A 20,521-nucleotide genomic window follows, 5' to 3' on the forward strand; every position below is an offset into this window, starting at 1 on the left:
GGGTGCGCGCGCACCGTCCCTGGGCGCCGCCGGTGCTGTTTCCGGGGCTCTCGTAGGGTGGAGCTCTCTTTTTCGCGGCCGATCGCCCGTTACCTCGTACCCGTGGGTAGGTGGGACGATTCCGGGGCGTTACCCGAACACAGGGAAAGTGAAGGCAGTCCATGGCAACGGCGCCAAGCGTCTCCTACTCGATGACCGTCCGGCTGGAGGTTCCGGCCAGTGGTACGGCGGTCAGCCAGCTCACCACGGTCGTGGAATCCTCCGGCGGGCACGTCACGGGTCTGGACGTCACCGCATCCGGGCACGAGATGCTGCGGATCGACGTCACGGTCGCCGCGACGTCCACGGCGCACGCCGACGAGATTGTGCAAAGGCTGCGCCGGATCGACGGCGTCACCCTGGGCAAGGTGTCCGACCGGACCTTTCTCATGCACCTCGGCGGCAAGATCGAGATGCAGTCCAAGCACCCCATTCGCAATCGCGACGACCTGTCGATGATTTACACCCCGGGGGTGGCCCGGGTCTGCACGCAGATCGCGCAGAACCCGGAGGATGCCCGCCGGCTCACCATCAAACGGAACAGTGTGGCCGTCGTCACCGACGGGTCCGCCGTGCTCGGGCTCGGCAACATCGGCCCCCGGGCCGCGCTGCCCGTCATGGAGGGCAAGGCGGCGCTGTTCAAGCGCTTCGCAGGCATCGACGCCTGGCCGATCTGCCTGGACACCCAGGACCCCGACACCATCGTCGAGGTGGTCAAGGCCATCGCGCCGGGGTTCGCAGGCATCAACCTCGAGGACATCTCCGCACCACGCTGCTTCGAGATCGAGGCCAGGCTCCGGCAGGCCCTCGACATCCCCGTCTTCCACGACGACCAGCACGGCACCGCCATCGTCGTACTGGCCGCCCTGCACAACGCGTTGCGGGTGGTCGGCAAGCAACTGGAGGACGTACGGGTCGTCATGTCCGGTGCCGGAGCGGCCGGTACGGCGATCCTCAAGCTGCTCCTCGCGGCCGGGGTCAAGCACGCGGTGGTGGCGGACATCCACGGGGTGGTGCACTGCGGCCGGCCGGACCTGGTATCCGCGGACGCGGACGCCCCGCTGCGGTGGATCGCGGACAACACCAACCCGCAGGCCGTCACCGGCACTCTGCGGCAGGCCGTCGTCGGTGCCGACGTCTTCATCGGGGTCTCGGCGCCCGACGTGCTGACCGCCGAGGACGTGGCGGGGATGGCCGAGGGCGCGGTCGTCTTCGCGCTCGCCAACCCGGATCCGGAGATCGACCCGGCCGTGGCGCGGCAGACCGCCGCCGTGGTGGCCACCGGGCGTTCGGACTTCCCCAACCAGATCAACAACGTCCTGGTGTTCCCCGGGGTGTTCCGCGGGCTGCTGGACGCGCACTCGCGCAAGGTCACCGAGCGGATGATGCTGGCCGCGGCCCGGGCGCTGGCCGACGTGGTGCTCGAGGACGAGCTCAACGCCAACTACATCGTTCCGAGCGTTTTTCACGACAAAGTGGCCGGTGCGGTGGCCGACGCGGTGCGGGAAGCGGCCCAGGAGCCCTGACACGCTTGCGGCGCGTCGGCGGCCGACGCTTGACAGCCGCCCTTTAGGGTTACCGACAGGCCAGAGCGGATGCCGGATTGGCCTTCGTGCCACTCGTGGGGGCAGGATGCGTATCCGGGCGCGAGGGTCTGAAGGCAGACCCGGGTCCGGGCACTGTCCGAGGGCCCTGGCAGCATCGGCTTCGATCTCACGCCTCATCGGCAAGAAGAACACGGGAGTACGTAATTATGAACCGCAGTGAGCTGGTGGCCGCTCTGTCCGAGCGCGCCGAGGTGACCCGCAAGGACGCCGACGCAGTGCTGGCAGCGCTGGCCGAGGTGGCCGGCGAGGTCGTCGCCAAGGGTGACGAAAAGGTCACCATCCCCGGCTTCTTGACCTTCGAGCGCACCCACCGGGCCGCTCGCACCGCGCGGAACCCGCAGACCGGCGAGCCCATCCAGATCCCGGCCGGCTACAGCGTCAAGGTCTCCGCCGGCTCCAAGCTCAAGGAAGCTGCCAAGGGCAAGTAAGGGCAAGGTGGCGCCCGTAGCGGGGCGCCACGGAACGAAGGGCGGTCCCCGGCCGGGGACCGCCCTTCGTTCCGTCCCGACCACGACCGGCGGCCGGCAGGTCCGTCCCGTCCTACGGGCGTTCGACCTTGGCGCCGAGGCGTTCCAGTTTGTCGAGGAAGTTCTCGTAGCCGCGGTTGATCAGGTCGATGCCGTGCACCCGGGAGGTGCCCTGGGCCGCGAGTGCCGCGATCAGGTACGAGAACCCGCCCCGCAGGTCCGGGATGTTGAGATCCGCTCCCTGCAGGGTCGTCGGGCCGGAGACCACCGCCGAGTGCAGGAAGTTCCGCTGCCCGAACCGGCACGGCATACCGCCCAGGCACTCCCGGTACACCTGGATGTGCGCCCCCATCTGATTGAGCGCCGAAGTGAAGCCCAGCCGCGACTCGTACACCGTCTCGTGCACGATCGACAGGCCCGACGCCTGCGTCAACGCCACCACCAGCGGCTGCTGCCAGTCCGTCTGGAACCCCGGGTGCACGTCCGTCTCCAGAGCGATCGCCTTCAGCGGCCCGCCCGGATGCCAGAACCGGATCCCGTCCTCGTCCACCTCGAACTCGCCACCGACCTTCCGGTAGGTGTTGAGGAACGTCATCATCTCCCGCTGGCTGGCGCCCCGCACGTACACCGTGCCCTCGGTCGCCAGCGCCGCACTCGCCCAGGACGCCGCCTCCAGCCGGTCCGGCAGCGCCCGGTGGGTGTAACCGCCCAGGCGGTCCACGCCGGTCACCCGGATCGTCCGGTCGGTGTCCACCGAGATGATCGCGCCCATCTTCTGCAGCACGCAGATGAGATCCTCGATCTCCGGCTCCACCGCCGCGTTGGACAGCTCCGTCATCCCCTCCGCCAGCACCGCGGTCAGCAGCACCTGCTCCGTGGAGCCCACCGACGGATACGGCAGCCGGATCTTGCACCCCCGCAGCCGCTGCGGCGCTTCCAGGTACTGCCCGTCCGCCCGCTTCTCGATCGTCGCCCCGAACTTGCGGAGCACATCGAAGTGGAAGTCCACCGGCCGGCCGCCGATGTCGCAGCCCCCCAGCCCCGGAATGAACGCGTGCCCCAGCCGGTGCAGCAGCGGACCGCAGAACAGAATCGGAATCCGCGAGGAACCCGCGTGCGCGTCGATGTCCGCGACGTTCGCACTCTCCACATGCGAGGGATCCAGCACCAGCTCACCCGGCTCGTCACCGCTGCGCACCGTCACCCCGTGCAGCTGCAGCAGCCCCCGCACCACCCGCACGTCCCGGATGTCGGGGACATTGCGCAGCCGGCTCGGAGCGCTGCCCAGCAACGCGGCCACCATGGCCTTCGGCACGAGATTCTTCGCACCGCGAACCCGGATCTCACCCTCCAGCGGGGTACCACCGTGGACAAGCAACACGTCATCGGTCATGGAACTCGCGATCTCTGCGCAGGGGAGGGGACCAGCAAAATGGTAGTCCTCCGCGGAGCCCGCACCCGCAGGCGCCGCGAACGGTCACCGAACCGGTGTGCCCCTGAGCGGAACGTTACCGGCCCCGTCCGGCCGGGAGCAGCGGGTACCCGGTTCCGCTGGCGGTGATGCGGGCCACTCCCCCCACGGTCCCGCATGGGGAATCATGGGCGTCATGACCGAGGTGACCTCGCTCGCCGGCCGGCTCCTGGTGGCCGCGCCCGCACTGGCGGACCCGAACTTCGACCGCTCCGTGGTCCTGATGCTCGACCACGACGAGCAGGGGGCGCTGGGCGTCGTACTCAACCGTCCGACACCGGTGGACGTGGCGGACGTGCTCGCTCCGTGGGCGGCGCTGGCCGGCGAGCCGGGCGTGGTTTTTCAGGGCGGCCCGGTGGCGCTGGACGCCGCGCTCGCCCTGGCCGTGGCGCCGGGAGCAGGACCGCTCGGCTGGCGCCGGGTCCGCGGCGCGATCGGGCTGGTGGACCTGGACGCCCCGCCCGAGGTGATGGCCGCCGAACTCGGCTCCCTGCGGATCTTCGCCGGCTACGCGGGGTGGGGCCCGGGGCAGCTGGAGCAGGAGCTGGAGGAGAACGCCTGGTACGTCGTCGATGCCGAGCCGGGTGACGTCTGTGTGCCGGAACCCGGCGGGCTGTGGCGCTCCGTGCTGCGGCGTCAGCGGGGCAATCTCGCGATGCTGGCCACATATCCGGACGACCCCAGCCTCAATTAGGCTTGGTGACCATGAGCACTCTCGAGCCCGAGCGCGGGGCGGGCACCGGCACGCTCGTCGAGCCGACCCCGCAGACGACGCACGGCGATGGCGACCACGAGCGCTTCGCCCACTATGTCCAGAAGGACAAAATCATGGCGAGCGCGATGGACGGCACCCCCGTCGTCGCGCTCTGCGGCAAGGTCTGGGTACCGGGACGCGACCCGAAGAAGTATCCGGTGTGCCCCATGTGCAAGGAGATCTACGAGTCGATGGGCGCGTTCGGCGGCGGCAAGAACGGCAAGGGCGGCAAGGACGGCGGCAAGAAGTGAGCTGACACCGGTCATGCCCCGAGCAGAGGTTGCGGGCACCGCAACCTCTGCTCGCACCGGAGGCGGGCGGCGGGCACGATGTCGGGCATGACTTCCGACCACGCCCCGACGGACACCGCGTTGTCCCTGGTGCCCGCTCCCCGAGAACTCCGCCGACTGGAGGGTGACCTCCCGCTGGACGCCCGCACGGTTCTGGACGCCGGTCCCGGTACCGAGGGGGTGGCCCGCCTGTTGCGGGCCGAGCTGGGAGCAGCCACCGGCCTGCCGCTGCTGCCGGAGGGCGTGGGCGGGCCGCCCGGTGCGGGCACGCGAGGCACCCCCTCCGGTGCGGCCGTCGGCGCGGACGCCCCGTCCGCCGTCCGGCTGCGCGTCGTGCCGGAGGTCGCCGCTGCCCTGGGCCCGGAGGGGTACCGGCTGACCGTCGGGGAGCACGTGGCCGAGCTCGCCGGCGGCAGCCCGGCCGGCGTCCTGCACGCCGCCCGCACGCTGCGGCAACTGCTGGGCCCCGAGGCCTTCCGCCGGGCCCCGCTGCGGGCGCGGTCCTGGCTGCTGCCACGGGTCGCGGTGGCGGACGCGCCGCGCTTCCGCTGGCGTGGCTTCATGCTGGACGTCGCGCGGCACTTCCTGCCCAAGGAAGAGATCCTCCGCTACCTCGATCTGCTCTCTGCGCACAAACTCAACGTCTTCCACTTCCACCTCACCGACGACCAGGGCTGGCGGGTGGAGATCCACAGCCGTCCCCGGCTGACCGAGGTGGGCGCCTGGCGCCCCCGCACCCGTTACGGGCACCGGGCCTCCCCGCTGTGGAACGAGCAACCGCACGGCGGCTACTACACCCAGGACGACATCCGGGAGATCGTCGCCTACGCGGCGGAGCGGCACATCACCGTCGTGCCCGAGATCGACATCCCCGGGCACTCCCAGGCGGCGATCGCCGCCTACCCCGAGCTGGGCAACACCGATGTCGTGGACACCACCGCCCTCCAGGTGTGGGACGACTGGGGCGTCAGCCCGAACGTGCTGGCCCCGGCCGATCACACCCTGCGGTTCTACGAGGACGTGTTCACCGAACTGCTCGAACTGTTCCCGGGCCGCTACGTGCACATCGGCGGTGACGAGTGCCTGAAGACCCAGTGGGAGCGTTCCCCGGCCGCCCAGGCCAGGATCGCGGCGGAAGGCCTGCGGGACGAGGAGGAGCTCCAGTCCTGGTTCATCCGGCACTTCGCCCGCTGGCTCGCCGAGCGCGGCCGCCGGCTGATCGGCTGGGACGAGATCCTGGAGGGCGGCCTCCCGCCCGGCGCGGTGGTGTCCTCCTGGCGCGGGTACGAGGGCGGCATCGCGGCGGCCGAGGCCGGACACGACGTGGTGATGTGTCCCGAGCAGCAGGTCTACCTCGATCACCGGCAGGCGGACGGGGACGAGCCGTTCCCCATCGGCTACGTCCGTTCGTTGCGCGACGTGTACCGGTTCGAGCCGATCCCCCCGCAGTTGGCCGGCACCCCGCGGGCGCGGCACGTGCTGGGGGCCCAGGCCAACTTGTGGACCGAGGTGGTGCACGACCGGCAGCGCGCCGACTACCAGGTGTTCCCCCGTCTCGCCGCGTTCGCCGAGGTGACCTGGTCACCGCTTCCGGAGCCGGAACGGCGTGACACCGACGGCTTCCTCCGGCGGATGGAGGCCGGCCACTATGCCCGGCTCGATGCCCTGGGGGTTGCCTACCGGCCGCCCTCCGGGCCGCTTCCCTGGCAGCGCCGGGTCCTTCCGCCCGGGGTCTCCGGGGAGCTCGGGCGCCCGATCGAAGGGCCGCCGCCGGGTCTGTGACATCCGCCCGGTTCCGTCCGGCCCGCCGTGCTCTCCGCCTGTGGCGAACCCGGCCTCCTGGGGGGCCGGAAAATATGCCAGAGTTGCCACCTTCGGGCCGTGAGCACGTAGCGTACGGCTCGCAGCCGGGTCTACCGGGAAGGGGCCGCTGGATTGAGCACGCACGCACCGCAGGTACCGCGCACGGCGCAGCCTGTCGCGCTCCCGGCCACGCTCGACGAAGCCGTGGCCGCACTGTCCGCCGTGCCCGCCGCCGTGCCGGTCGCGGGCGGCACGGACCTGATGTCGGGCGTGAACGCCGGCCTGTTGCGGCCCTCCGCGCTCGTCGGGCTCGGCCGGCTGGGCGAGCTGCGCAGCTGGGAGTACCAGGACGGGCACGCGCTCCTCGGCGCGTGTCTCACGCATGCCCGGATGGGCCGGCCGGACTTCGCCGCGCTCATGCCGGCGCTCGCCGCCGCCGCCCGGACCGCTGGACCGCCGCAGGTCAGAAACGCCGGCACCCTGGGCGGCAACATCATCACCGCCGCTCCCACCGGTGACACGCTGCCGGTCCTCGCCGCGCTCGAGGCGACCCTGATCATCGCCGGGCCGGGCGGTGAGCGCCGGGAGACACCGGTCAGCCACCTCCTCGCCGGCCGGGACCGGCTGCAGCCCGGCGAGCTGCTGGCGCACGTCCGCGTACCGCTGCTGCACGCCGCGCAGACCTTCCTCAAGGCCACCGGCCGCACCGGACCGGCCCGCGCGCTGGCCTCGGTGTCCGTGGTCCTGGACCCGGCGCACCGTCAGGTGCGCTGCGCGGTCGGGGCCGTCGCCCCGATGCCGCTGCGCCCGCTGGAGGCCGAGCGCTGGGTGGCGTCACTGGTCGACTGGGACGGAGAACGCGGCCTCACCCCCGAGGTGCTGGCGGCTTTCGGTGACTATGTCGCGGCCGCCTGCATCCCCGCGCCGGAACCACCGGCGGACGGTGGTCCGGCCGCTGAGCTGCCTCCCGCCGCACTGCATCTCAGGCGTACCGTGGCGGCACTGGCCCGCCGCGGACTCGGGAGGGCTCTTTCGTGAGCAATGACCAGCAGCCGTACGTACCTCCCCCGCGTGCCGGATGGGGCGGAGAGCACGATCCGGACACCACCGCCTTCCTGCAGTTGCCGCAGCCCGACCGGCCGGGCGACCCGGACGGCGACCCGCTTGCCGCGCCGGGGCACGGCTACCGGCCGCCCGTCATCGGGGAGGCCGCGGGCCCTCTCGTGACGTCGCGGCCGAGCACCGACCCGGCGGCACCGGGATCGTGGACGATGCCCTTCGCCACCGGCGGCTCGCCGGCGCCCTCCGACGAGCCGGTGCCGGACACCGCGGGCCGTCGGGAGGACACCGGATTCCCGCTCGCGGCCGGCTCCCCTCCTGTCGGAGAGGACACCGCGGGCAGCGGCCCGCCCGGGGTCGCCGCCATGGGGCAGGGCGCCGCCGCTGCCCTTGCGGGCTCCCTGGAGGGCCGTGCCCGGACCCGTCCGCACGGTGCGGGCGAGGAGACTGCCTCCTGGCAGGAGGACGTCCGGCCGGGCGGCCACGAGCAACCGGAGGCCGCCGGTCACGCCCCCTGGCTGCCGGAGCCGGATCCTGCCGGGCTGCCCGAGTCGCCGGCCCCCGCCCGTCAGGCGGGCCCGGGTACTGCCAGCGACCATCCGCTCGCCTCGTACGTGCTGAGGGTGAACGGCGCCGAGCGGCCCGTCACCGACGCCTGGATCGGTGAGTCGCTGCTGCATGTCCTGCGGGAGCGGCTGGGACTCGCCGGCGCGAAGGACGGCTGCTCGCAGGGCGAATGCGGCGCCTGCTCGGTGCAGGTCGACGGGCGGCTCCTCGCCGCCTGCCTGGTGCCGGCGGCAACCGCGGCCGGCTGCGAGATCCGCACCGTGGAAGGCCTGGGCACCGACGGCGTCCCCTCGGACGTCCAGCGGGCGCTGGCCCGCACCGACGTGCAGTGCGGCTTCTGCCTGCCCGGCATGGCGATGACCGTGCACGATCTGCTGGAGGGCAACCACCGTCCCACCGAGCTGGAGACCCGGCAGGCGCTGTGCGGCAACCTGTGCCGCTGCTCCGGCTACCGAGGAGTGCTCGAAGCGGTTGCGGCCGTCGCCGAGGAGCGGGCCGGCCGGGCCGAGGAGCCCGTCGGCTCCGACCGGGGAGAAGGCCCTGCGGGAAGGGGGGACGAGGCGTGACGACTCAGCCCGACGGCGCCACCGCCGTCACCGTGACGCCGGTGGGCGTTCCGTCCGCGCGGCCTCCTGCCGCGGCGGCCTCGCTCGGCATGGGGGTATCGCTGCGGAGCGCGGACGCGGACGCCAAGGCCCAGGGAGTTTTTCCGTACACCGCCGATCTCTGGGCCGAGGGCCTGCTGTGGGCCGCGGTGCTGCGGTCCCCGTACCCGCGGGCCCGTATCGCCGGTATCGACACCACCGAGGCCGAGGCGCTGCCCGGGGTGCGGGCCGTGGTCACGCACCGCGACGTGGTCGAGGGGTCCACGATCGGCCGGACCGTCGCCGACCGCCCGCCGTTCGCCGCCGACTGCGTGCGGTACCACGGTGAGCCGGTCGCCGCCGTCGCGGCCGACCACCCCGACACCGCCCGATTGGCCGCTGCGGCCATCGTCGTCGAGTACGAGCCCCTGGAGCCGGTCACCGACCCGGAGCAGTCCTTCGAGGCCGAGCCCCTGCACCCGGACGGCAATCTGATCCGGCACATCCCGCTGCGCAGTGGTGACCCGGGCACCACCGGTGACGTCATCGTCGAAGGGCTGTACCGCATCGGCCGCCAGGACCCGGCACCGATCGGCGCCGAGGCAGGCCTCGCGGTGCCGCGTCCGGACGGCGGTGTGGAGGTCTACACGGGGGCCACCGACCCGCACACCGACCGGGACCGGCTGGCGGACTGCCTGGGCCTGGACACCGAGCACGTCAAGATCTACGTCACCGGCGTCCCCGGGGCCCTGGGCGACCGGGAGGACCTGGGTGTCCTGCTCCCGCTCGCCCTGCTGGCGATCCGCACCGGATGCCCGGTCAAGCTCGCCGCCACCCGCGAGGAGTCCTTCCTCGGCCACGCGCACCGGCATCCGACCATGCTGCGTTACCGGCATCACGCGGACACCGACGGCAAGCTCGTCAAGGTCGAGGCCGAACTGCTCATGGACGGCGGGGCGTACGCCGACGATTCCGCGGAGGCGCTCGCCGCCGCGGTTTCCTTCGCCGCCGGTCCGTACGTCGTGCCGCACGCGGTGATCGACGGCTGGGTCGTCCGGACGAACAACCCGCCCGCCGGGCACGTGCGGGGCGAGGGCGCCATGCAGGTGTGCGCCGCGTACGAGGGCCAGATGGACAAGCTGGCCGTCCGGCTGGGCATGGACCCCGCCGACCTGCGGGCCCGGAACGTGCTGGGTACCGGCGACACGTTGCCCACCGGGCAGACCGTCACCTGCCCGGCGCCGGTGGCCGAGCTGCTGCAGGCCGTGCGGGAGGCCCCGCTGCCCGCGCTGCCCAAGGAGGGGCCGGTCGAGGACTGGCTGCTGCCCGGCGGGCCGGAGGGCGCCGGGGAGCCCGGCGCGGTGCGCCGCGGCGTCGGCTACGCGCTGGGCATGGTGCACATGCTCGGCGCGGAGGGCGCCGACGAGGTGTCCACCGCCACGGTGAAGGTGGAGGGCGCGGTGGCCACTGTGCTGTGCGCCGCCGTGGAGACCGGCCAGGGCTTCACCACGCTCGCCCGGCAGATCGTGCAGGACGTCCTCGGGCTGGAGGAGGTCCACGTCGCCTCCGTCGACACCGACCAGCCCCCGGCCGGTCCCGGCTGCCGGGGGCGGCACACCTGGGTGTCGGGTGGTGCGGTGGAGCGGGCCGCGAAGATGGTCCGGACGCAGCTGCTGCAACCGCTGGCGGCCAAGTTCGGCATGTCCGTGGAGCTGCTGTCCATCGCCGACGGGAAGATCACCTCCTACGACGGGGTGCTGAGCACCACCGTTTCCGAGGCACTGGAGGGCAAGGAGCTGTGGGCCACCGCGCAGTGCCGCCCGCATCCGACCGAACCACTGAGCGAAACCGGGCAGGGTGACGCGTTCGTCGGGCTGGCTTTCGCTGCGGTGCGCGCCGTCGTCGATGTCGACATAGAGCTCGGCAGCGTCCGGGTGGTGGAGATGGCCCTTGCCCAGGACGTCGGCCGGGTGCTCAACCCCGATCAGCTCCGCGCCCGGCTCGAGGCGGGCGTCACCCAGGGCGTCGGTGCGGCGCTCTCGGAGCACCTGCGGGTCACCCGGGGCATGGTCCGCCGCCCCGATCTGGCCGGCTATGCCCTGCCGACCGCGCTGGACGCCCCCGTGATCAGGGTGGTGAAGCTCCTGGAGGAGCCGGACGTGGTGGCGCCCTTCGGCGCCAAGTCCGCGAGCGCCGCCCCGCTGGTGGTCTCGCCCGCGGCGGTCGCCGCGGCGGTCCGTGCCGCCACCGGCCGTCCGGTCAACCGTCTCCCGATCCGGCCCCAGGCGGCGGTCGGCACCGCCTGAGCCGGGGGCCCGGCCGTGCGGGCCCCCGCCCCTCGGGGCTCCGTCACCCACGCCCTCCGCCCTCCGTGCGCCGGCCGGAGGGCCGGCGGTGTGCGGGACCCGGCCGAGGGGTCTCTGGGCAAAACCCGCGGTCGGTCCTTACGGTTGGGCGTATGACCCATGTCAACCTCGTGCCCGGCACCGACGCCCCGGAGATACCCCTCGATCCCTCCGGGGCGTCGAGTGTGCTCAGCCCGCGCTACCGCGCGCTCACGCTGGGCTGCGTCAGCGTCATCCTGCTGATCGCGTTCGAGGCGATGGCGGTCGGCACCGCCATGCCGGCCGCCGCGGAACAGTTGGACGGGGTCGCGCTCTACGCCTTCGCGTTCTCCGCGTTCTTCACCACCAGCCTGCTCGGCATGGTGGTCGCCGGCCAGTGGTCCGACCGCAAGGGGCCGACCGGCCCGGTGGTCGCCGGGATCGCCACCTTCTCGGCCGGGCTGCTGCTGTCCGGCACTGCGCAGAGCATGCTGATGTTCGTGGTGGGCCGGGCCGGCCAGGGGATCGGTGGCGGCCTGGTCATTGTGGCGCTGTACGTCACCGTGCGCCGTGCCTACCCGGAGCACCTGCGGCCGACCGCCCTGGCCGCGCTCTCCGCGGCCTGGGTGGTGCCCGCCATGCTGGGCCCGGTCATCGCCGGCACGGTCACCGAGCACTTCGGCTGGCGCTGGGTCTTCCTCGGGATCACCGTGCTGGTGATTCTTCCGCTGGCGGTGATGCTTCCCGCGCTGCGCCGCGCGGCGGGCGGGCCGCCCGAGGATGTGCCCTCCGGCCGGTTCGACGGGCGCCGGCTGTGGCTGGCCGTGGCCGTGGCGGCCGGCGCGGGCCTGCTGCAGTTCGGCGGCCAGGAGCTTCGCTGGCTGTCCGCGGTGCCGGTGGCCGCCGGGCTTGCCCTGCTGGCACCCGCCGCGGTGCGTCTCCTGCCGCGCGGCACGTTCCGGGCCGCGCGTGGACTGCCATCGGTGATCATGCTCCGCGGCCTGGTGTCCGCTGCCTTCCTGTCCACCCAGAGCTTCCTGCCGCTGATGCTGGTGACCCAGCGCGGACTGTCCTACACCCAGGCTGGGCTGACTCTCGCGGCGGCCGGCGGCGCCTGGGCGCTCGGATCCTTCGTGCAGTCCCGGCCCCGGCTGGAGCCGCACCGTTACCGGCTGGTCCGGGCCGGCACGGGGCTGGTCGCGGCGGGCGTGGCGCTGACCCCGTTGGTGCTGATCGACGCGGTCCCGGTCTGGACGCCCGCGGTGACCCTCACCTTCGGCTGCTTCGGTATGGGCCTGGTCGTCACCTCCATGGGAGTGCTGGTGCTGCGGCTTTCCGGCCCCGGGAAGGCGGGTGACAACGTGGCCTCCCTGCAGGTGTGCGACAGCCTGTCGAACGTGGTGATGCTGACGGTCGTCGGCACCGCCTTCGCCGCCCTCGGCGGCGGCGCCGCCCAGGCCGCTGCTCACACTGCCGCCGCCGATCTGGACGGGGTGGGGCCGTCGGCCTTCGTGGTCGTCTACGCCGCCGCAACCGCCGTCGCCCTCCTCGCCGTCCTCGTCGGAGGCCGGCTGCGCACTCCTGCTCCCGCGCCCGGCCCCGGCCGGCGGGAGGTGGACGTCCCCGTCGTGCCGGGGTGACCCCGTCCGGGCCGCGCCGGAACGGGAGGCCCGGGATCCGGGGAACCGATGCCGCATCATGGGGGTATGCCCGAGGGTGACACGGTGTGGCAGGCCGCCCGGCGGCTCGACACCGCACTGGCCGGACAGGTGCTGGTCACCTCCGACCTGCGGACGCCGCGGCTGGCGACCGCCGACCTGCGGGGCCGCAGCGTCCTGGACGTCACTCCGCGCGGCAAGCACCTCCTCACCCGTGTCGAGGGCGGGCTGACCCTGCACTCGCACCTGCGGATGGACGGCGCGTGGAAGATCTACCCGGCCGGACAGCGCTGGACCGGTGGCCCCGCTCACCAGATCCGCGCCGTCCTCGGTACCGGGGAGCGGACCGCCGTCGGCTACCGGCTCCCGGTACTCGACCTGCTGCGCACCGCCGATGAACAGCGTGTCGTCGGCCATCTGGGCCCCGATCCGCTGGGCCCCGACTGGGACGCACGAGAAGCGCTGCGGCGTCTCCTCGCCGACCCCGCCCGCCCGCTCGGCGCGGCGCTGCTCGATCAGCGCAACCTCGCGGGCATCGGCAACGTGTACATGGTGGAACTCTGCTTCCTCAGCCGGGTCACCCCCTGGCTGCCGGCCGGGGACCTCGCCGACCCCGAGGGTCTGGTCGCCACGGGCGAGCGGCTGCTGGCAGCCAACCGGGAGCGTCCCGTCCGCACGACGACGCCCCCGGCCGTCCGCGACCGTGCCCGCCCGCCTCAGCGTCTGTATCTGTACGGACGGGCGGGCCGTCCCTGCCTGGTCTGCGGCACCCCAGTCCGGGTCGCCTCCGTCTCGCACGGCGAACCCGGCCGTGAGCGCCCCGCCTACTGGTGCCCTGGCTGCCAGCGGGGCCCCACCCCCGGCCGGTCCTGACGCAGCGGGTGGGACACCCGTGGGCGAGGCCGCCCGGCGGGTGCGGTGTGAGCTGGGTCGCAGTGAGCGCGCGGTGCGTGGTGTCCGGCACGCGACGGGCGCGGGCTGCCGGTAGGCTGACGCGGTCCTGCCGCCGTCGACGACCTCGTGAGGACCGTGACTACCTCCGCCTCCACCTCGTCCCACCACCTGTCCCCGGCCTTTCCCGGCCGCGCCCCCTGGGGCACCGCGGGGAAACTGCGGGCCTGGCAGCAGGCCGCCATGGACCGCTACCTGCAGAAGCACCCTCAGGACTTTCTTGCGGTCGCCACTCCCGGCGCCGGGAAGACCACTTTCGCGCTGACGCTGGCGTCCTGGCTGCTGCACCACCACGTCGTGCAGCAGGTGACCGTGGTCGCGCCCACCGAGCATCTGAAGAAGCAGTGGGCCGAGGCCGCCGCACGGGTGGGGATCAAGCTCGACCCGGACTACAGCGCCGGGCCGGTGGGGAAGGAGTACCACGGGGTCGCGGTCACCTACGCGGGCGTCGGCGTGCGGCCGATGCTGCACCGCAATCGCTGTGAGCAGCGCAAGACGCTGGTCATTCTGGACGAGATACACCACGCCGGGGACTCCCGGTCCTGGGGTGAGGCGTGCCTGGAGGCGTTCGAACCGGCTGCCCGCCGGCTCTGCCTGACGGGTACGCCGTTCCGCTCCGACACCAACCCGATCCCCTTCGTCGAGTACGCCGAGGGAAACGACGGTGTCCGCCGCTCGTCCGCCGACTACACATACGGCTACGGCAAGGCGCTGGCCGACGGCGTCGTCCGGCCGGTGATCTTCCTGTCCTACAGCGGCAGCATGCGCTGGCGGACCAAGGCGGGCGACGAGATCGCGGCGCGGCTCGGTGAGCCGATGACGAAGGATGCGGTGTCCCAGGCGTGGCGCACCGCGCTCGCCCCGACGGGCGAATGGATGCCCAGTGTGCTGAGTGCGGCCGACCGCCGGCTCACGGAGGTGCGCCGGGCCGTCCCCGACGCTGCCGGGCTGGTCATCGCCACCGACCAGGAGTCGGCGCGGGCCTACGCCAAGCTGATCCGGAGCATCACCGGAGAGGGCGCCACCGTCGTGCTGTCGGACGACACCGGTGCCTCGCAGCGCATCGAGGACTTCCGGCAGTCCGGTGACCGGTGGATGGTCGCGGTCCGCATGGTGTCCGAAGGGGTGGACATCCCCCGGCTGGCGGTCGGCGTCTACGCGACGACGATCTCCACGCCGCTGTTCTTCGCCCAGGCGGTGGGCCGCTTCGTGCGTTCCCGGCGGCGGGGGGAGACGGCCTCCGTCTTCCTGCCGACGGTCCCGTCCCTGCTCGAGTTCGCCCACGAGATGGAGGTGGAGCGCGATCACGTCCTGGACAAGCCGAAGAAGGACACCGGGGACGACCCCTACGCCGAGGAGGCCGGTCTGCTGGAGGAGGCCGAGCGGCAGCAGGACGAGGACACCGGCGATCCCGACCAGTTGCCCTTCGAGGCCCTGGAATCGGACGCGGTCTTCGATCGGGTGATGTACGACGGCGCCGAATTCGGGATGCAGGCGCACCCCGGCAGCGCGGAGGAGCAGGACTATCTGGGGATCCCCGGCCTGCTCGAGCCGGATCAGGTCCAGATGCTGTTGCAGAAGCGCCAGGCCCGGCAGATCGCGCACAGCCGCCGCAAGCCGGACGCCGAGGCCGACCTGATCGAGCTGCCCGCGGACCGCCGGCCGGTGGTCACCCACAAGGAACTCCTGGCGCTGCGGAAGGAGCTCAACTCGCTGGTCGGCGCGTATGCCCACCAGGCGGGCAAGCCGCACGGCGTCATCCACACCGAGCTGCGCCGCACCTGCGGCGGACCGCCGACCGCGGAGGCGACGGCCGGCCAGTTGCGGCAGCGGGTCACCAAGGTCCGCGAGTGGGCCACCAGGATGCGCTGAGCACCGGAATCGGACGAATCCGGTGCTCAGCGCACCACCGGTACGGCCGGTCAAGTGCCGGTGCAGTCTGCTGCAGAGCGCGGGGCGGAAATGCGCAGAGAACTTTTTGGTGCTTTCCGCACAAATGACATGCACCTCTGCTCGGATTCTGGACATGCTCTTCCGCTCAGCGGTGCCGATGTATAGGTTTCCGGTCACGCGCAAGCCGGAGCAGCGCCGCCCCGGAAGCGCAGCCGGCTGTGTTGTGCCACCGCTACCGGCGGTTTCCCGCGTGTGCTCTCGGCCGGTCCGATCTGCACATCTCGCTCGCGAGCACCGTCGGCTTCACCGATAAGGGGGCGTCGTGACCGCGGAGACCTCTCAGACGCTCGACCGGGGACTGCGTGTCCTCAAACTACTGGCCGAGACCGATCACGGGCTCACCGTGACCGAGTTGTCCAAGCAACTCGGGGTGAACCGCACCGTCGTCTACCGGCTGCTGGCCACCCTGGAGCAGCACGCGCTGGTCCGGCGGGACGCGGGGGGCCGGGCACGGGTCGGGATGGGGGTGCTGGGCCTGGGACGGCAGGTGCATCCGCTGGTGCGCGAGGCCGCGCTGCCCGCCTTGCGCTCACTGGCCGAGGACGTCGGAGCCACCGCCCACCTCACGGTGGTGGACGGCAACGACGCCCTGGCCGTGGCCGTCGTCGAACCGAGCTGGACCGATTATCACGTCGCCTACCGGACCGGGTTCCGGCACGCGCTGGACCGGGGTGCCGCGGGACGCGCCATCCTGACCGGCCGGTGCAAGGACATCAACGACGAGGACGGCTACGTGCTGACCCACGGGGAGCTGGAGGCCGGCGCGAGCGGCGCCGCGGCGCCACTGCCGCGCGACTGCGGTATCGAGGGCAGCGTCGGAGTGGTCATGCTCAATGAGACGGTGCCCCCGGACATCGGCCCCCGCGTGCTGCGGGCGGCCCAGGAGGTCGCGGACGTCCTGCGCTGAGCGGAGGCCGTGCCGGCCCGCGGACGGCGGTGGGCTAGATTCGCTGGCATGCCCGCCGATCGCCCGGCCCCGCGCCGTCGTGTCCTTCTGCTCGCCCTGTGCGCCGTCGCGGTCACGGCCCTGCTCGTGGTGGCCGCGCTGGCGCCGCTGCCCTTCTCCGTCGTCCACCCCGGAGCGACGACGGACGTCCTGGGAGAGAGTGACGGCGGCCCGGTCATCACCATCGAGGGCGCCGAGGTGCGGCAGCCCGGTGGTGAGCTGCGGATGACCACGATCTACGCGACCGCTCCCGACGCCCGGGTGCGGCTGCCGCAGGTGGTGCGCGGCTATTTCTCGTCGGAGCGGGCCGTGCTGCCACGCGACGCCGTCTATCCGGTGGGTGACTCGCTCGAGGAGATCCGGGAGTACAACGTCGCGCAGATGACCGAGTCGCAGCACACCGCGGTACAGGCGGCGCTGCTGCACCTGGGACTGGACGAGACCGACGTGCAGGTGGACCTGGAGCTCGCGAACGTCGGCGGCCCCAGTGCCGGCCTGCTGTTCTCGCTGGGCATCGTCGAACTGCTGGACGGCGACGGCGAAGGCGGCGACCTCACCGGTGGACGGTCCGTCGCCGGCACGGGCACCATCGCGCCCGACGGCAGCGTGGGTGCGGTGGGCGGGGTGCCGCTGAAGACCCAGGCGGCGGACCGGGACGGGGCCTCGGTGTTCCTCGTGCCCCGGCAGGAGTGCGGCGAGGCGCGGAACGACCTGCCGGACGGTCTCCGGCTGATTCCGGTGGGCACGCTGGAGGACGCCATCGACAGCCTCGCGGCGCTGGAGGCCGGCGAGCCCGTCCCCTCCTGCTGACATCCTGCTGCCACGGCCCCGGTCCGCCCGTACTGCCCGGCGGACCGCCCCCGCGAGTGCAGGTCGCGGGGGCGGCTCGGGGGGTGGTGCTGTTACAGATTCCCCCGCTTGGCCTGTTCACGCTCGATTGCCTGGAACAGTGCTTTGAAGTTCCCCTTGCCGAACCCCATCGAGCCGTGCCGTTCGATCATCTCGAAGAAGACGGTGGGGCGGTCCTGTACCGGCTTGGTGAAGATCTGCAGCAGGTAGCCGTCCTCGTCCCGGTCCGCGAGGATCTTCAGCTCGCGCAGGGTGTCGACCGGCACCCGGGTCTCGCCGACCCACTCACCGAGCGCGTCGTAGTAGGAGTCCGGTACGTCAAGGAACTGCACGCCCGCGGCCCGCATGGTCCGCACGGTGTGGATGATGTCGTTGGTCGCCAGCGCGATGTGCTGCACACCGGGCCCGCCGTAGAACTCGAGGTACTCGTCGATCTGGGACTTCTTCCGGGCGATCGCCGGCTCGTTGATCGGGAACTTCACCTTGCGCGTGCCGTCGGCCACCACCTTCGACATCAGCGCGGAGTACTCCGTGGCGATGTCGTCGCCGACGAACTCCTTCATGTTGGTGAAGCCCATGACCTTGTTGTAGAACTCCACCCACTCGTTCATGTGACCGAGATGGACGTTGCCCACGCAGTGGTCGATGGCCTGGAACGTGCGCTTCTCCGGCGGCTCGACGACCGGCTGGGCGGCCCGGTAACCGGGCAGGTAGACGCCCCGGTAGCCGGAACGTTCGACCAGGGTGTGCCGGGTCTCCCCGTAGGTGGCGATGGCCGCCAGGACGACGGTGCCCTCCTCGTCGGAGACCTCGTGCGGCTCCTCCAGGCCCTTCGCGCCCTGCTTGACCGCCTCCGCGTAGGCGGCGCGTGCGTCCGGAACCTCGATCGCCAGGTCGATCACCCCGTCACCGTGCTCGGCGACATGGCGGGCCAGGAACCGGCCGTGCTCACTGGCCGGCCTGATGACCGAGGTGAGGACGAACCGGGCGGCGCCCGACTCCAGAACGTAGGACGCGGTCTCCCGGCTGCCGTTCTCCGGACCCGAGTAGGCCACCAGCTTCATGCCGAACGCTGTGGAGTAGTAGTGCGCTGCCTGCTTCGCGTTCCCGACGGCGAGGACGACCGCGTCCATCCCCTTCACCGGGAACGAGTCGGTTCTGTGCCGGTGGGCCGCCGGGGTCTCCGTGGCTTCCGTGGTCTCAGTCATGCCGCCAGGGTGCGCGTGATCGACATTGTGCGCAAGAGTTCGCCTGCAAAGTGGGCACTATGTACAGCAGGTCTTGAACAGAGTGAGACGATCTGTGCATGGTGACCAGTGCGGTCGGCCGGGAAGGGTACGCCATGGGCATCGACGAATTGGACGGCCGGCTTCTGGAACTGCTGGCCGGAGAGCCGCGGATCGGCGTGCTGGAGGTGTCCCGGCGGCTCGGGATCGCCCGCGGCACGGCCCAGGCCCGTCTGGACCGGCTGCGCGGCAGCGGCGTGATCCGCGGCTTCGGACCGGAGGTGGACGCGGCCGCCATCGGCTATCCGGTCACCGCCTTCGCCACTCTGGAGATCAGGCAGGGGAAGGGCTCCGAGGTGCGCGGTCACCTCCAGGAGGTACCCGAGGTGCTGGAACTGCACACCATCACGGGGGAGGGGGACATGCTCTGCCGGCTGGTGGCCCGGTCCAACGCCGACCTGCAGCGGGTGATCGACCGGGTGGTGGGTTACGAGGGGATCGTCCGGGCCTCCACGGCCATCGTGATGGAGAACCCCGTTCCGCTGCGCATCATCCCCTTGGTACGGCAGGCAGCGGGGCTCTCCGAGGGCTGAGCCCGAAGGGCGCAGCCGCGAAAGGGCTCCGGGGATCAGCGGTGGAGGTCGAGCACGATGCGGTTGGGCCCGGAGAGTTCGGACAGCTCCCAGTCCACAGCTCGGTCCAGGGCGACGCCCAGCGTGCTGGAGCCCTCGAACTCCTGGAAGACGAATCCGGTGACCCCTTCGGGCAGTCCTTCGGTCTCCACGCCCGGGCCTGGACCCTGGTAGACGGTCGTCCTCCGGTGCTCCTCGTCCCAGTGGTAGGCGGCGGCCGGCCACACCCACAACTGGACGAACGCCTCCCCCGGCACGTCAGGAGGAAAATCACCGTGCGTGGTGATCTCGTCGACATCCTCCGCCTTGTACTCGGGCATCTCGCCCACGATGTCCACCACCAGCCGGATCTTGTCCTCGTGCGTGCCGAACCGGGCATCGGTCAGCCAGGTGCCGTCCAGGGCGGTGATCTCCCGCAGCACGTCCGCACTCTCCCTGTTCGCGTCGCCGTCGCCGTCCTCCTCCGGGTCGTCCGGCTCCTGTTCCGCGGTGCCCGTTCCGTCCTGCTCCGGCTCGGCACTCTGCCCGGAGCCGGCGGCGGTACCCGGGCCGTCACCGGAGCCGGAGCACGCCGTGACTGCCAGGAACAGGGCGAGCAGCGCGGCGGTTCCGGCGAATCTGTTGATCACGTGGCCCTCATCTCGGTGATCGTTGCTGGGGGACGCAGTCCGGAAGGGTACCGGCTCAGCTGCCGGCTTCACCGGCCTCGTCGGCCGGGGAGCGGTCCTGCAGGTGCAGCTCCTCCGGCGGGGTGGTCAGGAGAGCACACAGCTCACTCTCCAGGCCGACCAAGTCCATCTCCGAGCCGGGGGGTACGGCCCGAAGCGTACGTTCGAGCCAGGCGGACACCGCCTCGGCCGGGGCCTGCAGCAGCGCGTCACCGTCCGGTGAGCTCAGCGCCATGCAGATGAGGTTTCGGTCGTCCGTACAGGTCGGCCAGATCCGCACGTCCCCCTGACCGGACGGACGGAAGGTGCCCCCCACCATGAGGTCCCTGGCGAAGGACCAGCGGACCGGAGACTCGGAACCGACGTGGAAGGTGACCTGCATGGCAAAGGGGTCGTCCGACCGGTAGGTCAGCCGCGCGGGCACCGGGATGCTGCGCTCCGAGGACAGCACCAGCCGCAACTCAAGCTCACTTTCGACAATTGTGTCCATATTTGGTGCCCTTTCGTGTGCGTTCCCTTCGGCCTGCGCTGGGAGAGAGGCCAGGGACCGGAACTCATTACGCGAGAACGCGAAACTTTTTTCGCGCCGTCCGGTCACGGAGGTCCGTCCTGCCCCGGGTATCCGCCTGGCCCGAGGAGATGCAAGCGGAGGGCCGCGGATTGCGAGATCTCC

At 71.9% G+C, this 20,521-nt stretch carries 18 protein-coding genes; 14 read left to right on the forward strand and 4 right to left on the reverse strand.

What is annotated here, in order from left to right:
* The first annotated feature begins 161 nt into the window (after positions 1-161).
* Positions 162-1,565, forward strand: a complete 1,404-nt coding sequence (locus tag PJ985_RS18170; RefSeq protein WP_271684872.1) for an NAD-dependent malic enzyme — start codon at positions 162-164, stop codon at positions 1,563-1,565.
* A gap of 227 nt (positions 1,566-1,792) precedes the next feature.
* The gene (locus PJ985_RS18175) at positions 1,793-2,074 is read left to right on the forward strand and encodes an HU family DNA-binding protein (RefSeq protein WP_271684873.1); all 282 of its coding nucleotides are present in this window, start codon (positions 1,793-1,795) and stop codon (positions 2,072-2,074) included.
* A gap of 112 nt (positions 2,075-2,186) precedes the next feature.
* Here the strand turns inward: PJ985_RS18175 and murA are convergent, their stop codons facing one another.
* The gene (gene murA / locus PJ985_RS18180; RefSeq protein ID WP_271684874.1) at positions 2,187-3,506 is read right to left on the reverse strand and encodes a UDP-N-acetylglucosamine 1-carboxyvinyltransferase; all 1,320 of its coding nucleotides are present in this window, start codon (positions 3,504-3,506) and stop codon (positions 2,187-2,189) included.
* A gap of 214 nt (positions 3,507-3,720) precedes the next feature.
* Between murA and PJ985_RS18185 the strand changes: the two genes are divergently transcribed.
* The 11 genes from PJ985_RS18185 (at position 3,721) to PJ985_RS18235 (ending at position 17,283) form a co-directional block, all read left to right on the forward strand.
* Positions 3,721-4,278, forward strand: a complete 558-nt coding sequence (locus PJ985_RS18185; protein ID WP_271684875.1) for a YqgE/AlgH family protein — start codon at positions 3,721-3,723, stop codon at positions 4,276-4,278.
* Positions 4,279-4,289: 11 nt separating this feature from the next.
* Entirely contained in the window at positions 4,290-4,589 is a 300-nt protein-coding gene (locus tag PJ985_RS18190) for a DUF3039 domain-containing protein (protein WP_271684876.1), read from the forward strand.
* 87 nt (positions 4,590-4,676) lie between these two features.
* A complete protein-coding gene (locus PJ985_RS18195; RefSeq protein ID WP_271684877.1) occupies positions 4,677-6,410 on the forward strand; it encodes a beta-N-acetylhexosaminidase in 1,734 nt (577 codons plus the stop codon).
* Positions 6,411-6,563: 153 nt separating this feature from the next.
* Entirely contained in the window at positions 6,564-7,469 is a 906-nt protein-coding gene (locus PJ985_RS18200; RefSeq protein ID WP_271684878.1) for an FAD binding domain-containing protein, read from the forward strand.
* The gene (locus PJ985_RS18205; RefSeq protein ID WP_271684879.1) at positions 7,466-8,623 is read left to right on the forward strand and encodes a 2Fe-2S iron-sulfur cluster-binding protein; all 1,158 of its coding nucleotides are present in this window, start codon (positions 7,466-7,468) and stop codon (positions 8,621-8,623) included. The genes PJ985_RS18200 and PJ985_RS18205 overlap by 4 nt, the downstream gene beginning before the upstream one ends.
* 32 nt (positions 8,624-8,655) lie before the next feature.
* On the forward strand, positions 8,656-10,947 hold the full coding sequence (locus tag PJ985_RS18210) for a xanthine dehydrogenase family protein molybdopterin-binding subunit (RefSeq protein ID WP_271684992.1): 2,292 nt from the start codon (positions 8,656-8,658) through the stop codon (positions 10,945-10,947).
* Positions 10,948-11,099: 152 nt separating this feature from the next.
* Entirely contained in the window at positions 11,100-12,605 is a 1,506-nt protein-coding gene (locus PJ985_RS18215; RefSeq protein ID WP_271684880.1) for an MFS transporter, read from the forward strand.
* A 66-nt stretch (positions 12,606-12,671) separates the two neighbouring features.
* Entirely contained in the window at positions 12,672-13,496 is an 825-nt protein-coding gene (locus PJ985_RS18220) for a DNA-formamidopyrimidine glycosylase family protein (RefSeq protein WP_271684881.1), read from the forward strand.
* A gap of 156 nt (positions 13,497-13,652) precedes the next feature.
* Positions 13,653-15,446: a DEAD/DEAH box helicase gene (locus PJ985_RS18225; RefSeq protein WP_271684882.1), complete on the forward strand. Its 1,794-nt coding sequence runs from the start codon at positions 13,653-13,655 to the stop codon at positions 15,444-15,446.
* 343 nt (positions 15,447-15,789) lie between these two features.
* Positions 15,790-16,434, forward strand: a complete 645-nt coding sequence (locus PJ985_RS18230; RefSeq protein ID WP_271684883.1) for an IclR family transcriptional regulator — start codon at positions 15,790-15,792, stop codon at positions 16,432-16,434.
* A gap of 48 nt (positions 16,435-16,482) precedes the next feature.
* On the forward strand, positions 16,483-17,283 hold the full coding sequence (locus tag PJ985_RS18235) for a S16 family serine protease (protein WP_271684884.1): 801 nt from the start codon (positions 16,483-16,485) through the stop codon (positions 17,281-17,283).
* A gap of 92 nt (positions 17,284-17,375) precedes the next feature.
* Here the strand turns inward: PJ985_RS18235 and hppD are convergent, their stop codons facing one another.
* Positions 17,376-18,530, reverse strand: a complete 1,155-nt coding sequence (gene hppD, locus PJ985_RS18240) for a 4-hydroxyphenylpyruvate dioxygenase (RefSeq protein WP_271684885.1) — start codon at positions 18,528-18,530, stop codon at positions 17,376-17,378.
* Positions 18,531-18,664: 134 nt separating this feature from the next.
* On the opposite strand from hppD, the gene PJ985_RS18245 reads away from it, so the two are divergent.
* Positions 18,665-19,141, forward strand: a complete 477-nt coding sequence (locus PJ985_RS18245) for an Lrp/AsnC family transcriptional regulator (RefSeq protein WP_271684993.1) — start codon at positions 18,665-18,667, stop codon at positions 19,139-19,141.
* A 35-nt stretch (positions 19,142-19,176) separates the two neighbouring features.
* Here the strand turns inward: PJ985_RS18245 and PJ985_RS18250 are convergent, their stop codons facing one another.
* Both PJ985_RS18250 and PJ985_RS18255 read right to left on the reverse strand, forming a co-directional pair.
* Positions 19,177-19,809 (reverse strand): AMIN-like domain-containing (lipo)protein, encoded by a 633-nt coding sequence (locus PJ985_RS18250; protein ID WP_271684886.1) that lies wholly within the window; start codon positions 19,807-19,809, stop codon positions 19,177-19,179.
* A 55-nt stretch (positions 19,810-19,864) separates the two neighbouring features.
* Complete coding sequence (locus PJ985_RS18255; RefSeq protein WP_271684887.1) at positions 19,865-20,338, reverse strand: SsgA family sporulation/cell division regulator; 474 nt, start codon at positions 20,336-20,338, stop codon at positions 19,865-19,867.
* Between the last annotated feature and the right edge of the window lie 183 nt (positions 20,339-20,521).

The sequence above is a fragment of the Streptomyces sp. ACA25 genome (assembly GCF_028200735.1).
GTDB lineage: Bacteria > Actinomycetota > Actinomycetes > Streptomycetales > Streptomycetaceae > Streptomyces.